The sequence below is a fragment of the Sphingobium sp. HWE2-09 genome (assembly GCF_035989265.1).
In the GTDB taxonomy this organism is placed as follows: domain Bacteria; phylum Pseudomonadota; class Alphaproteobacteria; order Sphingomonadales; family Sphingomonadaceae; genus Sphingobium.
In genome coordinates this window covers 805,941-821,375 of the sequence record NZ_JAYKZX010000001.1, presented here as the reverse complement: position 1 = coordinate 821,375, position 15,435 = coordinate 805,941, and the positions used below count along the sequence as shown (strand labels likewise).

Sequence of the window (15,435 nt, the reverse complement as noted above, 5' to 3'; positions counted from 1 at the left end):
TCAAATTGAAATCCATCATTTTTATTGATGAACCTCCGGTGGCTTCCGCCCAATGATCTACTGTAACGACGGCCGACTTGACCGCTTCATGGTCGATAACCGTCGATCTCGATGCCATGGCGATTGAGTTTGTCGTAAAAGGTTTTTCGCGGCAGCTGCAACTCAGCCATGGCGGATCGGGCGTCGCCCTGGACGCGCTCCAGCACTTGGCGGATGACCCCTGCTTCGAACCGTTCGACCTGATGGGCGAGCGAGAGAAAGCGCCCGTCACCAGCACCGTCCGCCTGCATGCCCAGCACCGTCCGCTTGGCGAAATTGGTCAGTTCGCGCACATTGCCGGGCCAGTCATGATCGGCCAGATAGGCCTGAATGTCCGGCCCGATACGCGGCACGTCGCGCTTCATCTGCTCGGCCGCATGATGCAGCAGATAGCCGAACAGCAACGGCACGTCGGCCCGCCGCTCACGCAATGGCGGGATGCGCAGCCTTACCATGTCCAGCCGATAGAGCAGGTCGGCGCGAAAGCGGCCTTCGGTGACGCTCGCTTCGATCCCCGGTTTGGTCGCCGCGATCACGCGCAAGTCCACCGCCTGCGGCTGCTCCGCCCCCACGGGCAGGATTTCCCGTTCCTCCAGCACGCGCAGCAGCGCGCCCTGCAACCATGTCGGGCTGCTCTCGATCTCGTCCAGGAACAGCGACCCCTTGTTCGCGCGCGCGATGCGGCCCGACTGGGTCGTGCGCGCATGCGGCGTCCGCCCGCTTTCCTGACCGAACAGGTCCACCTCCGCGATCGCATCGGGCAACGCCGCGCAGTTGATCGCGACGAACGGACGCCCGCGCCTGCGGCTCCAGCGGTGGAGCAGCGTCGCAACCAGTTCCTTCCCCGTGCCGGTCTCCCCCTCGATCAATATGTCGACGTCGGCATCGGCGACCTGTCGCATATTCTCGCGCAGCCGCACCATCACCGGCGTCTCGCCGATCAATGGCTCGCCGCCCGCGCTTTCATCCGCCGCCGCGCGCAACCGGCGATTGTCGAGCACTAGCCGTCGCATCTCCAGCGCGCGCCGTGCCGATGCGACTAGATGATCGGTGGCGAAGGGCTTGGCGATGAAATCGAACACCCCGGCCTTCAACGCCGCAACCGCCATTGGCACGTCGCCATGACCCGTCATCAGGATGACAGGAATTTCATGATCGATCGCCGCGACCCGCCTGAACAGCTCGTTGCCGTCCATGCGCGGCATGCGAATGTCCGACACGATCGCGCCGCCGAACCCCGCGTCCAGCCGCGCCAGCGCCGACGCCCCATCGGCAAAGGCTTCCACCGCCATGTCGGCCAGTTGAAAGGACTGAACCAGCGCATGGCGCAGCGCTTCGTCGTCATCGACCAGCAGGATCGGCAATTCGCTCATAGGGCATCCAATGTCATGCGGAACAGGGTGTGGTCGTCGCCCGCCACATGGTCGAGCGACCCGCCAAATTCGACCATGATGTCGCGCGCGATATGCAGGCCCAGCCCCAGCCCGCCAGCCTTCGTCGTGGCGAAGGGCATGAATAGTTGATCCGCGACGGCGGCATCGATCCCGGTCCCGCTGTCACGAATGTCCAGCATCACCCGGCCATCCGCCTGCGCCAGCGTGACCATGACCCATGGATCGGGCTGGCCCTGCACCGCTTCCAGCGCATTGGTCAGCAGATTGACCAGCACCTGTTCCAGCCGCACGCGCCCCGCCCGCACCATCAGGGCGGGGTCGGGCCTCGGCAGGTCGATGCGCACGCCCGCGCTTCGGAACCGGTCGCCCACCAGCAGGCGCACGCCATCGATGGCCAGCCCCAGCGATACCGGGCCGATTTCGCCAACGCCGCGTCGCGCATAGCGCCGCAGCTGCGCGGTGATGCTGCCGATCCGGTCGGTCATCGCCACGATCTCGCGCAGGTTGGTGGCGACCTGTTCGGGCTGCGCCCGGGCCAGAAAAGCGGACGCATTTTCGGCAAAGGTGCGGATCGTCGCCACCGGCTGGTTGATCTCATGCGCGACGCCAGCCGAAATCGTGCCCAGCGTGCCCAGCCGATTGGCATGGGCCAGCTCCTCGCGCGCCTGGCGGTATCGCTGGTCGGCGCTCACCCGCGCATCCATTTCCCGCGCCAGATCCCGTGTCCGCAGCGCAACTTCCCGCTCCAGCACCGAACGTGCCTCCATCGCCCGCGCGCGCCGCACGATCGCCCAGGCCGCCACCGCCAGCAGCAACGCCAGCAGGATCGCAAACAGTATGGCGGCAATCTCCGCCCGTTGCCGCGCGCCCTGCAACGCACCATCCAGCGGCTCTATATGATAGAGCCGCCATCCCGGCACCGGGACGGCCAGCGTCGCCGTCATCGCCTGCGATCCGTCCGGCATCCGCGTCAGGCCATCGGTCCCGATCGCGATGCCCAGCGGCGTCAACGGCGCACCGCCAAATTGCAGCGCCTGCTTGATCTGCGCCTTGCGTGCCGGATCGATCGCCCGCAACGCCCGAAACCGCAGCGCTGGATCGCTGCTCAGCAACAGCACGCCATTGCCGTCGGCCACGAAGCTGAGCGCGCGCCGGTCCTGCCATGTCCGTTCGATCGCCGCGAACTCGACCTTCACCACGATCACGCCGATCGGCCCGTCGCTGCTCTCGATCCGGCGGGACAGATAGAGGCCCGGACGATGGCTGACCGTGCCCAGCGCGAAATATTCGCCCCCGCCCCTGCGCCAGCCGACGCTATAATAGGGCCGAAAACTATAATCCTGCCCGACGAAACTGCTGGGCAGGCGCGCGTTGGACGCCGCGATCGTCCGTCCATGCCGATCCAGTGCAAAGATCGCGCCCGCCCCGGTCTTGGCCTTCAACACCGCCAGCTTGTCGTTCAGCGTCATGTCCACCCGGCCCGATCGCAGCGCGGCGCGCAGGTCGGGATATTCGCCCAACACCACGGGCAGCAGGCGAAACTTCTGCAATTCCGATTCCAGCAGGCGCAGCACCGCGCGGGTCTGCTGTGTCGTCTCGTTCCGCTCCGTCGCGATCGCCTGCGCCCGCAGCGCGGCATGATAGCGATCGCCAAACAACGCCGCCGCCCCGCCGATCACCATGATCGCGAGCAGCAGCGGGATCAGGCGCCGGACCCAAACGGGCAGGGATGGAAAGCGGATCATCTGTGTGGATTATCACACAAAACGCACCGATGCGATGTGGTAATCCACATATCGACAGACCTAATATTGTCCTGCCCATCAAATATTTATGATCATTATCAGTATGTTGACTGATTTCCTCCCCCTATTTGCCACCGATACAAATCCGCCGCACCATCATAAGGCCGCAAAGACTGAGCCAGCGGCGGCTATGGAGATGGAGCAACCGCTATGATCAACCAGACCTTTCCGGCATCCGCGCCGCCACCCCGACGCAAGGGCGTTGCCTCGCAACTCTATGTGCAGGTGCTGGTCGCGATCCTGTTTGGCGCGCTGCTCGGTCATTTCTGGCCCGTTTATGGCGAAGCGATGAAGCCGCTGGGCGACGGTTTCATCAAGCTGGTCAAGATGATCATCGCCCCGGTCATCTTCCTTACCATCGTCACCGGCATCGCGGGCATGAAGGAACTGGGGTCCGTCGGTCGCGTCGCGGCCAAGGCCTTCGCCTATTTCCTGACCTTCTCCACGCTGGCGCTGATTGTCGGCCTGATCGTCGCCAATGTCGTGCAGCCGGGCGCGGGCATGAATATCGACCCCGCCACGCTCGATGGCGGCGCGGTCGCCGATTACGCGGCCAAGGCGCACGAATCCACGCTCACCGGCTTTCTGTTGGGCGTCATCCCCTCCACGCTGGTCAGCGCCTTTACCGACGGCAACATCCTGCAAATCCTGCTGGTCGCCATCCTGTTCGGCATCGCCATCAGCATGGTCGGCGAACCCGCCGCGCCGGTCATACGCTTCCTGGAACGGCTCAGCCTCATCGTCTTCAAACTGGTGTCGATCCTGATGCGCGCCGCCCCCATCGGCGCTTTCGGGGCGATCGCCTTCACCATCGGCAAATATGGCGTCGGCAGCCTCGCCAATCTGGGCGCGCTGGTCGCCACCTTCTACCTTACCTCGCTGCTGTTCGTCGTCGTCGTGCTGGGCACGGTCGCCCGCCTGACCGGCTTTTCCATCTTCAAGCTGCTGCGTTACTTGAAAGCCGAACTGCTGCTGGTGCTGGGCACATCCTCGTCCGAAGCCGCGCTGCCCAACCTCATCGAAAAGATGGAGCGGGCGGGCTGCGAAAAGTCGATCGTCGGGCTGGTCGTGCCGACTGGCTACAGCTTCAACCTGGACGGCACGAACATATACATGACGCTGGCCGCGCTGTTCATTGCGCAGGCGACCGGTGTGGAACTGACATTGGGACAGGAACTGCTGTTGCTGGGCGTCGCCATGCTCTCGTCCAAAGGCGCGGCGGGGGTCACCGGCGCAGGCTTCATCACGCTGGCCGCCACGCTCTCGATCGTGCCGACCGTGCCGCTCGCGGGCATGGCGCTGATCCTGGGCGTCGATCGCTTCATGAGCGAGTGCCGCAGCCTCACCAACTTCATCGGCAACGCCGTGGCCACCATCGTCGTCGCCCGCTGGGAAGGCGGATTGGACCGCGAGAAGCTGAACGCCGCGCTCGACGGGCGGCTGCCCGCCCCGGTCGCCGCCGCCCCCTCGCCGCAGGCCGCGCTGACCGCCGCCTGACGTCCTTATCGGGCGGGGCGCGCCGCCGCGCGGCCGCTCCCTTCACCAGATCGGTCCACACATGTTTACGACCCGCCTGCTCTGCGGCGCGCTGACGCTCGCCTGTGCGATGCCCGCCGCTGCCCAGACCCCCGCTGCCCAGACCCCCGCTGCTCAGGCCGCCGCCCCGCAAACCTATCCCGCCGCCGCGCAAGGCGATGGCGCGACGGTGAAGGGCTACAACCTCTCCCGCTGGGCGGAGGACTGGAGCGCTTATCGCGACCCCGCCAAGCGCGACGATATGCTCGACCGACTGAAATATCTCCCCCTCGATGACGATGGCGACATCTATCTGACGCTCAGCGGAGAGGCGCGGCTGCGCATGAACCTCACCAGCAACCCGCAACTGATCGAAGGGCCGGAACAGCGGCAGGACATCCTCCGCCTCGTGGGTGGCGCGGATCTCCACATCGGCGACCATCTGCGCTTCTACGGCGAGATCGCCCATGGTCAGCTTTCCGGAAAAAATGTCGGCACGCCGTCCGGGTCGCTCCGCAACAATTTCGTGCGCCAGCAATATTTTGCGGAGGCCAAGGGCAGCATCGGTGCCGTCGATCTGGGCGTCCGCTACGGTCGACAGGAATTTACCGACGGTCCCAACCTGCTCATCTCCCAGCGGGACAATAACACCATTCGCTTCGTGCTGAACGGCGCGCGCGTCTGGGCGCGCACGCCGACCATGCGCGCGACCCTGTTCGATTTTGAAACCACCGACCTGGGCAATGGCGGCCTTGGCGACGATGTGCCCGACAAGAACCGCCGGTTCAGCGGCGTGTCAGCGGGCTTCGTATTGCCCACCCATTGGCTGGGCGGATCGACCCTCTTTTTCGATCCCTTCTACTGGCGGCGGCGCAATCGGGTGGGGACATGGGGCGGCGTCGTATCACCTGCCGTGCGCCATTATGCCGGCGCGCGCCTGTGGGGCGATGTCGGCCCGGTCGCGCTCGACTGGACGCTGGTCCACCAATATGGCCAGTTTGCCGATCGCCCGATCCGCGCCTGGCAGGCCTTTGCCGCGCAGACGGTCCGGCTGGGCGCGGACAAGAGCGCACCGCGTGTCGGTATCCATGTCGATTATGGCAGCGGCGGGGGCGGCTATGACAAAGGCACGCTGCGCAATGCCTATGCCCCCTTCGGCAACAATATCTATTTCAGCTACGGCCTGTTCCTGACCGCGACCAACCTGATCGCGGTCGCGCCCAATGTTTCGTTCCAGCCGATCAAGGGCGTGCGCGCCAGTCTGGAATATCAATTCACTTGGCGCGACGACGCCCGCGACGCCGTCTACCGCGCCAACTACACGCCCTATGTCGGCACGGAACGGGTCGCGGGCAAAGCGGTGGCGCAACTGGCCCGCGCGCAGATCGTCTATTCCATATCGCCCAGGCTGACCTTGACCACGCGGGCCGAATATCTTCAAGCGCAGGATGTGTTGAGGAGGGCCGGTTATCGCAACTCGGCCTTTCTGGCGACGTGGTTGAGCTTTCGATTTTGACGACGCCTTTGCAAGGGTCGGCAAACAGGTCTGTTTGCCGGAGCCAATAAAGAACAGGTGTCGCTATCCCCGACACAGTATCAGGCGTAGTCACGACCACCCATCTTGTCGTACTACAGCCATGAAGCGGAGCTATTCTGCCCGTGATATGTTGATGAGCGATATGGAAGGGAAGGTGTCACATGAAGGCCATCACCGTTACCGCGTCCTTTATAGCCTTGACCGTCCTGGCAGGCCCGACGTTCGCGCAGACGCCCGCCGCGCTCGATGATCTTGTCGGTGCTCGCGCCCCTGGCGCGGAAAACCAGATGCAGATGCGTGGATACAGTCTGGTCAAAACCGAAAAAGGCGACGACCGTAGCTATACCTATTGGTGGAATGCTGCGAAACGACAGTGCGTGACCGTCGCTACCATGAACGGACGCTATGATTCCATCACATCGACGCTCGCGCCCGATTGTGGACAAGGCGAAGACCGCCGCAGCGCGAACAGCAATAGCAGCTATGGTTACGGCAATGCCTCCCCCAATCAGCGCCAGTCGCCAACTTATGTCGAAGACCGGGACCGGGGCGGAGATCGCTACCAGGTCGCCGGTCGGGATGTCGATTTGGGTCTCGTCTGCTTTGGCGAAGGACAGCGGCCGGGATTCGCAACCACATATGGCTATGCCTGGAACAGCCGGACGAAGCGCTACGACTATGGCAATCGCACCGAGATGACGGGGCAACAGTTCGATGCGTCGGTGTCGCTGCAGTTCTGGCCCGGTGGCGGGCATATCCGCTTGCCCAAGAAGCTGGTGCCGCCGATCAACAGCCGTGGCGATGACGGCTGGTGGGATCTTTATGACGTCGATATGGGACCGGACGTCATCCGGGCAAAATACCGGCTCAACGGACTGAACAAGCCGGTCGTCACCATCAATCGGCGCAGCGGCCAGATCAGCATCCAGGGCACCGACCCCTATGGGTTCCGCGGCAATTGCGACCTGATCGACGGTGAAGATCATCGCCGCTTTTGAGGATAACCCCAGCAGACGTATCGCCACGATTACGCGGTACGCCTGCGACCTTCGCTTTCACCGCATTGTCGTAGGCTGCCCGTGTGGATGCCGGGTTCGTCTATGAGGCGTCTTCGCTCGGAATAGCTGCGGGCTGCCGCCCGGGATCGGCATGCAGCCATATTTCGCGCTGTGGAAAAGGGATACTGATCCCGGCTGCACCCAGCGCCTGGAGGATCGCAAAATACAGGTCGGACCGTACCGACTGGCGCTGGTTCACATTGGCGACGAAGCACATCGCCTTGAGGTTGATCGCGCTTTCGCCCAGGGTTTCCAGCACGACGCTGGGTTCGGGTCTGTCCAGCACGCGCTCATGCGTGATCAGCACGTCGAGCAATATGTTTCTCGCCCTTTCCACATCGCTGCCATAGGCAATGCCGACCGGCAGCGTGATGCGTCCCAGACTGCCCGCATAGGTCAGGTTGGTGACGCTGCCCGATATCAGGTCGCTATTGGGTATGATGACTTCGTGCCGATCGAACGTCTCGATATGCGTCGAGCGGAAGGCGATCTTGCGAACATGGCCGGAATAGGTGCCGACCTCGATCCAGTCGCCCACCTTGATCGGCCGTTCGATCAGCAGGATGATGCCGCTTACGAAGTTGGCGACCACCGATTGCAGGCCAAAGCCGACCCCGACCGAAAGGGCGCCCGCGATGAAGGCAAGGCTCGACAGGTCCAGGCCTGCTGCCGTGATCGCCACCAGCGCCGACAGCGTGAGTCCCAGATAACCAAAGCCGGTAAGCACCGCCGCGCGTGCGCCAGCCTCTATGCGCAACCGGTCGAGCACCGCATAATGCAGCACCCGCTGCAACCAGCGCGTCAGTGCATAACCCAGCAGGAAAACCAGAGCGAACGTCATCACGCTGCCGAACGACAGGCGGATCTGACCCACCGCGACACCGTTCTTCAGCGCCAGCATGGCGTCGATGATCTTTTCCGCGCTGAACCCCCACATGATGGCGATGATCGGCAACGTCACGATGAACAGGATAAAGCCGAACGCCAGCGGCAACAGTTGAAGATAGCGTGATCCGGCACTGTCCTGGCGATGGAACAGAAGGTCGCTGGCTTCGGTCAGGGATCGGTAAAGGAACAATGCCGTGCAGGCCGCTGCAAGCGACATCAAGGTCGATGTCAGTAGATAACGGGCCAAGGCGACATACCCCACCAATGCCGCCAATGCGGCAAAGGTCGCCGCCGCCGACATCATCCGTCGCGCGGGCTGAACCGCGTCGGTCGAACGCGCAGCGGATTCACCGTGCCTGCCATCGTCATCCGCATATCGTGCGCCGGTCGCACCCTTCAGCACATGGGCCAGCCGCCACATAAGGATGCTGGCAGACATGACGATCGCGAAGGATAGCAATGCGCTCAGCGCAGACGAATTGCCCGGTTGTTGCTCGCCATAATCGACGATCTGATCGGCGGCGATCGCAACGCCCAACAGGGTCTTCAGCCGGATCGCGCGATATGTCCCGCCATCGGCGATCCGCACCAGCTGAGCAGCGGGAAAGGCGGGAGCGAACAGGCTTTGGCCCAACCATCGTGCGTAAACGGCCGTCAGGCCCGCCAGGATGATCTGTCCGCTGAACGCCGCCAGAAAAGGCAGATCAGCCGTCAACAGCCTGACGCTGGCAAACAGGATCATCAGCACAGCGGCGGGGACGGTGATGTCGAGCAGGTCACGGGCAAAGGCCAGACCAAGGCGGCTACGCGGCGATTCATGCTGCACGCTGCGCTGATCGATAGCCGTGCGGACCGACCGGCGGCATCGCGCTGCGACCCATGTGGCAATCAGGCCGATCAAAGCGATCATCGCAAGGCGAACGGACAACGGAATGCCGATGAGTTCGGCGTATGGCTGTCGCACCGCCGTTCGGGCGCCGACATTGATCCTGCCCGCACGTATATCCGCGGCGGCATCGATCCAGCTATCGGCCATCAGGACAGGATGGTCGTGCATAAACAGCTTTTGTCGCCGCTTCTGCCGAAGGATCTGGTCGATATCGTGGATCAACACATCATTGCGCGCTTCGATGTCGCGCGCGGCCATAGCCGGCCCATCCTCCAGCGCGACTTTCTCGTTCAGGACATGCCGCCTCTGCTTGATCCAGGCTGGCTCGCTTTGCCCTTTGGGTAGGTCGGCATCCAGTTCGGCCAGTTGCGCTTTGGCGATCCGGCCCTTGAGCGTGCCCCGCCCCGCCAGCGCCATGGCCAATTCGCGATGAACCGTCAGGTCCAGCCGCAGATTTTCCCAGCTGTCTTCGGTCACCTGGTCGCGGCGGGCGAGGGGCAGATCGAGCAGCAGTTCGGCATTGGCTGCCGTCTTGCGCCACGCATTGATTGACCGCCAATCGTCCGGCGCCGTTTGTGCAGCCGCAGCCGAGCCAAGAGCGGCGATGCACAGCATGGCATTCAGGCAATATAGCAATATGCGCGCGATGACTGCTGCCTCCCGGCCATGTCCAGGTCAACATGTAGCGGCATATAGGGGATTGCAGAAGTCCCCGCGGCGCAAGCGGGATCGATTGCGCATCATCGGTTGCAGATATCATTCAGCCCGCCAAAGTGCGCCTCGCCCCTACGGCGATAACTGCCATTGTACCAGCGTCGCATCGCAGGGATCGGGCTTGACCGCAGCTTTGCGACATTTCCGTCGGCTGTGCACACCAAGAATAGCTGTTAGATATCTTGCATAGGCCGATGCCGATTTCCGCTCACCCGTCTTCCACGGATTTCCTTGGGTTGCCCAAAGCCTATGCGACCGTCAGCACCCCACTATAGGCGCTATCCTCCAATGCCTTGCCCGCACCCATCGCTACGCAGATGAGGGCGTTATCCGCCACACGTACCGGAAGGCCGGTTTGCTCCGACAGCGCTTGATCGAGATGCCCCAACAGCGCGCCGCCACCCGTCAACGTTATGCCTTCTTCTATGATATCGGCGGACAATTCCGGCGCTGTCTGCTCCAGAGCGGACATGACGGCTAGCTTGATTTGTCCTACGCCCTCGACCAGCGCTTCTGCGATTTCCGCTTCGCTGATGGTGATCTCGGCTGGTCGGCCATTGACTAGATCACGGCCTTTGACCTGCATTACGCGTCCTTGGTTCAGGGGTATCACCGCAGAACCGATGGCGTGCTTGACCCGTTCTGCCGTCATTTCGCCGATCATCAGATTATGATTGCGCCGGACATGGGACGCTATGGCTTCATCCAATTTGTCGCCGCCCATGCGCACGGAATTGCTGTAGGCGATGCCTTGCAAAGACAGGACGGCGACTTCGGTCGTGCCGCCGCCGATGTCGACCACCATCGCGCCACGCGGTTCAGTCACGGGCAGACCGGCGCCGATCGCCGCGGCCATGGGTTCATCGATCAGTTGAACGCGCGATGCACCTGCATTCATCGTTGCGATCTGGATGGCCCGACGCTCCACCATGGTCGAACCCGACGGCACGCAAATGACGACCTCATGCCGTCGGCCCAACCGCCCGGACGTGCCAGCGGCCTTGGCCATGAAATGCTTTATCATCTGCTCGGCGACATCGATGTCAGCGATCACCCCATCCCGCAACGGCCGGATCGCCTGGATATTGGCGGGCGTCTTTCCCATCATGGGCTTTGCTTCATTCCCCACCACCTTGACGCGGCGGACGCCTGCGATTGTCTCGATGGCGATGACGGACGGTTCGTTCAGCACGATACCGCGATCGCGAACGTGGATCACGGTGTTTACGGTGCCAAGGTCGATTGCCATGTCTTGAGCAGAGGAAGCGAATAGTCGTCTGAACATTTGATATCCGATTGAGTAACGACCCGCTGCTTCGCGCGAGAAAAGCAGCGACACAATGTCCGCACGCTGGACCGGCTGATTGCCGGGGCCATTGGAGTGACGGGCTGTCTAGCTGTTGCGATGAGGGCGCCGATAAATTCTTCCCATCGCAGTATCTCGATGGCGATCCCCACTTAGCCATGCAGTGATACGACCGACTTCCTAATACCGAACGCGACAGTTCTTCACGAAAAGCCGGATGCGCAAGGCCGATCAGGGTAATCGCGCGTTCGCTAAGGGAGAGGCTGCGCAATTTCACCCATCCATGTCCCGTCACCACGATATGCACATCGTTGCGCGGCGTTGTGACAGTACCACGATGGTTGTGTCGCAGCAGCCGCTTACAGCCCACCCCGCAGCGACTAACGTGCTCCGCGCGTAAGTCTCGCTGCCCTTCCCGAAAGCGGGTGGGGATAAAGCGGACCATTTCTCCCAACGAAAACGGGGGACGCCTTTCGGCATCCCCCGCTCCACCCCGCTCGGGATATCAGCCGATCAGGCGGCCTTGGTGCGCCAGCCGTCGGCGTAATTATCGCGCGCGACTTCCGAATACGGGACCGCGGAGACGATCGCCTTGATTTCGGTCTGGACGTGGGGTTCGACGGTGGGCTTAGACGTGCCGCCATTGGGTTCGCCCCACAGCAGGGTCACTTCGGTGCCGGGTGCGGCGAACTCGGCGTCGACCATCGCCAGCGCCAGGAAGCGACCGGCGTTGATGGTGTAGCCGATCCAGGTCGACAAGCCGATCGTCTTGCCGTCCTTGAGCACGGCATCATAGGGATGCATGCAGTAAACGGCGCTGGGGAATTCGAGGAACTTCGCCTTGTCGCCGGTCTGGAGCATGGAGCTCATGACGCGGACGATATCCTCATTATCCAGGGCCAGCGTCACCTTCTGGCGGTGCGGCTGATCCTTGATCTTTTCCAGCGCTTCGCGGCCGACGAAATCATGGTCGAACTTAACCATGATGCCATAGCCCAGCTCCCACGGGTTCAGATAATAGTCTTCGATCTTGTCGGAAACAAAGCTGCCGCCGAGCGAGCATTTGCCTTCATAGCTGTTTTCGCTCGCCCATTCACGGAAGCCCTTCGAGCCTTCGCCGGTATAGGTGGCGGGCAGCGGCGAGGGGATCCAGCCGGATTCCAGCGTGTTGGACGAATAGGTGCGGCCGCCGCACAGCGTCAAACCATGATCCTTGCCCGCTTCGATCAGCGCGTTGCGGACGGTGTCATAATCCTTCCACGGACCGAACAGTTCGTAACCGGGCTGGCCGGCCATGCCATGACGCAGCGCGCGCACTTCGACGCCCGCGATCATGATCGGCGCCATGTGGAAGAATTTGAGGTCTGGCGGGGTCTGACCCATCGCCTTTTCCAGCACGGGCATGGCGTTTGGCCCCTGCAGCTGGAAGCGATAATTGCGGCGATAGCCTTGGCTGTCGATCGGGCGGGCGATGGTGCGTTCGTCGCGTTCCACCTTCACGTCCCACTTGCCGGTTGAGGCCCAATATTCGACCCATTCGATCGAGGGCGCGCGGCCGACCAGTTCGAACTTTTCTTCTTCCAGATAGAAGAGGATGACGTCGCCGATCACATAGCCTTCGGGCGTGACCGGGGCGAACTGCTTGGCGCGGTTCGGCACGAAGCCCTTGAAGCTGTTGGGGGCGAGATAGGCCAGCATGTCAAACGCGCCGGGACCGGTGACGAGCAGATCGACCATGTGGAAGCTCTGGTTGAACAGGACCGAGCTTTCCGCCCAGCTGCGCTGTTCGTCGCGCCAATTGCTATATTCGCCCGGCACGCCCGGATAGGCGTTGGGGCCGACCTGCTGGTTGCGCAGGAATTCAACGATGTCGCCCTTTTCATTGAGCAGTTGCTGCAGGGTCTTGTCAGTCATTCAAACCTCTCCTTCGACTTGATCTGGAAGTTCACGAAATTAGGGCGTGGGCGGGCATGGCGAGCCAGTCCCGCACGACTTGGTTGAAGGCCTGCGGCGCTTCGGCCGGCATCATATGGCCGGCATGTTCAACGACGCGCAGCTGTGCGCCTGGAATGGCGGCGGCGATGGCTTCATGCTGGGCGACCGGCGACCATTGATCCTGACGGCCGACGATCGCGACGGTGGGGCAGGCGATGGCGGGCAGCAGCGTATCCACCGACGGGCGGTGCAGCAGCGCTTCAATCTGCGCTTCGAACGTGGGCAAGCCCGCGGCGAGTGCCATGGCGTAGAGGCTGTCCATCAGCGCTTCGTTGCGCAGGCCGGCAAAGCCCATCATCGGCGGCAGCCAGGCGCTGACGAGTGCGCCCATGCCCTGGTCCCGGCCGATGTCGCGCAGGCGGTAGCGGGCTTCGCGCTCACCTGGCTTGACGGGATGGACGCCGGTATCGACCAGGGCGAGGCGTTCGACGCGATCGGGCGCCTTGCGCAGCACTTCGAGCGCGACGCGCGCGCCCATCGAATGGCCCAGCAGGGCGCAGCGATCTGGCATGCGGGCGATGACATAATCGGCCATCGCGTCGATTCGATCGCAACCGGCGTAGAAACCGTCCACCACGGCGCTGCCGGGGATGGCGGCCAGTGTTTCCCCGAACATGCGGGAATCGCAGAGCAATCCCGGCAGGATCAGGAGGGGGGCGGTGCCATCGCGCTCTGATGATTTCGCATCCATGAATATTTCATCTACACGAATATTTCATAGCTTGCCAGTGAGAAAATGCGTGAGTGCGGTGATGGGATGCGAATATGGGGTGGGCGGCTTTGTCGCCCGGATGGCGCATATAGATGGGTGGCGCTAACCCGTTTCCTCATCGGCCAGGCGCAGCCGCGCGAGCAACAGGACGAGCGCGGCGACGCCCGATCCCAGCGCCAGCAATAGCGAAGTCGCGCCCCGCCCTGCCCCCGCCGCCAGCAACTGTCCGGCGAGGAACGGGCCGAGCGCCGCGCCCATGCGCCCGAAGCCGATCACTGTGCCGGTGCCCGTCGCGCGCAGAGTGGTGGGATAGATGTTGGCGATAAGGGCGTAGAGGCCGACCACCGATCCATTGGCTAGGAAGCCCAGGATGAAGGCGGCGATCTGGAGCCAGACCATGGCGGCGGGCACCGCGCCGAAGGCCGCGACGGCCACTGCCGCTCCGGCGAGTCCGAAGATGACCAGCGGTCGCAGGCCCAGGCGCGGCGACAGGAAGCCCAGCGTCAAACCGCCGATCGCGCCGCCCATGTTCATGAAGACCGACACGATGCTCGCGCGCGACGGATCGAAGCCCAATGCCACGACCAGCGAGGGCGCCCAGCCCAGCGCATAATAGAAGGTCATCATGTGCAGGCCGTACATGACGATGAGGGCGATAGTGGTGCTGCGGTAGCGGGGGCCAAACAGCTGCCCCATCGACGCTTGCGGTTCGTCCACGATCGCCACCTGCCCCGCCTCCGGCTGACCGAGGCGACGCATGATGGCGTTGATGCGCGGCAGGGCGGCGGGACCATGGCGGGTGGCGAGCCAACTGACCGATTCAGGCAGGCACAGCAGGACCAGCGGCACCATCACAGCGGTAGCCCCTGCCCCGGCCAGGAAGATCGATTCCCAGCCATGGTTGCGCAACAGCATGGCCGCGCCCCAGCCGCCGAGGATGCCGCCGACCGGATAGCCCGCGGCCATGATGCTGACCGCCAAGTCGCGGCGGCGACGGCTGGCGAACTCCGCCGATGCGGCATTGACCGCCGCCAGCACGGCGCCGAGGCCAAGGCCAGTGAAGGCCCGTAACAGGCAGAGGACCACGACATTGGGCGCGAAAGCGGAGGCGAACATGCCGCTAACCATGATAGCGAGACAGAGGAGGATTTGCGGTCGTCGGCCGATCCGGTCGGCCAGCTGGCCCAGCGTCAACGATCCCACCACCATGCCCGCCAGCCCGGCCGATACGACCAGGCCGATCGCCCCGGGACCGACGCTCCATTGCCGCGCGATGCCGGGCGCGGCGAAGGTCACGGCCAGGATGTCGAAGCCGTCGAGCGCATTGAGCAGGAAGCAGATGGCGATCGCCACGATCTGGGGCAGACGCATTGGGCGGCTGGCCAATATGCTGCGCGGGTCGTCGGCAGGCAGGATTGCTGTCGGTATGACGGCCATGGGCGGCGTTCCTCTCCATCCTATGGGGTTGGATCGCCGATGGCTGCCGTCCCCCTCGCCCGCCACATTGTATGCTGACGACACATTATGCAAATCCAAAGCGAGGGGCGGTGGCAGCACGGCAGGGCTTGTGGAAGTCCCCCGAT

At 63.3% G+C, this 15,435-nt stretch carries 10 protein-coding genes and 1 pseudogene; 3 read left to right on the top strand and 8 right to left on the bottom strand.

What is annotated here, in order from left to right; genetic code table 11:
• Nucleotides 1-86: 86 nt before the first annotated feature.
• Nucleotides 87-1,412, bottom strand: coding sequence for a sigma-54-dependent transcriptional regulator (locus U5A89_RS03795; protein WP_338159839.1), 1,326 nt, complete (start codon nucleotides 1,410-1,412; stop codon nucleotides 87-89).
• A complete protein-coding gene (locus U5A89_RS03790; protein ID WP_338159838.1) occupies nucleotides 1,409-3,178 on the bottom strand; it encodes an ATP-binding protein in 1,770 nt (589 codons plus the stop codon). Before U5A89_RS03790 ends, U5A89_RS03795 begins: the two co-directional genes overlap by 4 nt.
• A 210-nt stretch (nucleotides 3,179-3,388) precedes the next feature.
• On the opposite strand from U5A89_RS03790, the gene U5A89_RS03785 reads away from it, so the two are divergent.
• The 3 genes from U5A89_RS03785 to U5A89_RS03775 all read left to right on the top strand — a co-directional run bounded on the left by U5A89_RS03785 (nucleotide 3,389) and on the right by U5A89_RS03775 (nucleotide 7,288).
• A complete protein-coding gene (locus U5A89_RS03785; RefSeq protein WP_338159837.1) occupies nucleotides 3,389-4,735 on the top strand; it encodes a dicarboxylate/amino acid:cation symporter in 1,347 nt (448 codons plus the stop codon).
• Nucleotides 4,736-4,796: 61 nt separating this feature from the next.
• On the top strand, nucleotides 4,797-6,269 hold the full coding sequence (locus tag U5A89_RS03780) for an alginate export family protein (RefSeq protein WP_338159836.1): 1,473 nt from the start codon (nucleotides 4,797-4,799) through the stop codon (nucleotides 6,267-6,269).
• A gap of 182 nt (nucleotides 6,270-6,451) precedes the next feature.
• On the top strand, nucleotides 6,452-7,288 hold the full coding sequence (locus tag U5A89_RS03775; RefSeq protein ID WP_338159835.1) for a hypothetical protein: 837 nt from the start codon (nucleotides 6,452-6,454) through the stop codon (nucleotides 7,286-7,288).
• A gap of 100 nt (nucleotides 7,289-7,388) precedes the next feature.
• Here the strand turns inward: U5A89_RS03775 and U5A89_RS03770 are convergent, their stop codons facing one another.
• From U5A89_RS03770 to U5A89_RS03745, 6 genes and pseudogenes are all read right to left on the bottom strand, one after another.
• On the bottom strand, nucleotides 7,389-9,740 hold the full coding sequence (locus tag U5A89_RS03770; protein ID WP_338159834.1) for a mechanosensitive ion channel family protein: 2,352 nt from the start codon (nucleotides 9,738-9,740) through the stop codon (nucleotides 7,389-7,391).
• 346 nt (nucleotides 9,741-10,086) lie between these two features.
• Nucleotides 10,087-11,124 (bottom strand): rod shape-determining protein, encoded by a 1,038-nt coding sequence (locus U5A89_RS03765; protein WP_338159833.1) that lies wholly within the window; start codon nucleotides 11,122-11,124, stop codon nucleotides 10,087-10,089.
• Between the two features lie 223 nt (nucleotides 11,125-11,347).
• Nucleotides 11,348-11,590: pseudogene (locus tag U5A89_RS03760) on the bottom strand (acetyl-CoA hydrolase/transferase C-terminal domain-containing protein); the annotation flags it as partial.
• Nucleotides 11,591-11,658: 68 nt separating this feature from the next.
• Nucleotides 11,659-13,059 (bottom strand): syringate O-demethylase, encoded by a 1,401-nt coding sequence (gene desA, locus U5A89_RS03755; protein ID WP_338159832.1) that lies wholly within the window; start codon nucleotides 13,057-13,059, stop codon nucleotides 11,659-11,661.
• Nucleotides 13,060-13,090: 31 nt separating this feature from the next.
• Entirely contained in the window at nucleotides 13,091-13,831 is a 741-nt protein-coding gene (locus U5A89_RS03750; RefSeq protein ID WP_445190615.1) for an alpha/beta fold hydrolase, read from the bottom strand.
• Between the two features lie 123 nt (nucleotides 13,832-13,954).
• The gene (locus U5A89_RS03745) at nucleotides 13,955-15,289 is read right to left on the bottom strand and encodes an MFS transporter (protein WP_338159830.1); all 1,335 of its coding nucleotides are present in this window, start codon (nucleotides 15,287-15,289) and stop codon (nucleotides 13,955-13,957) included.
• Nucleotides 15,290-15,435 lie beyond the last annotated feature (146 nt).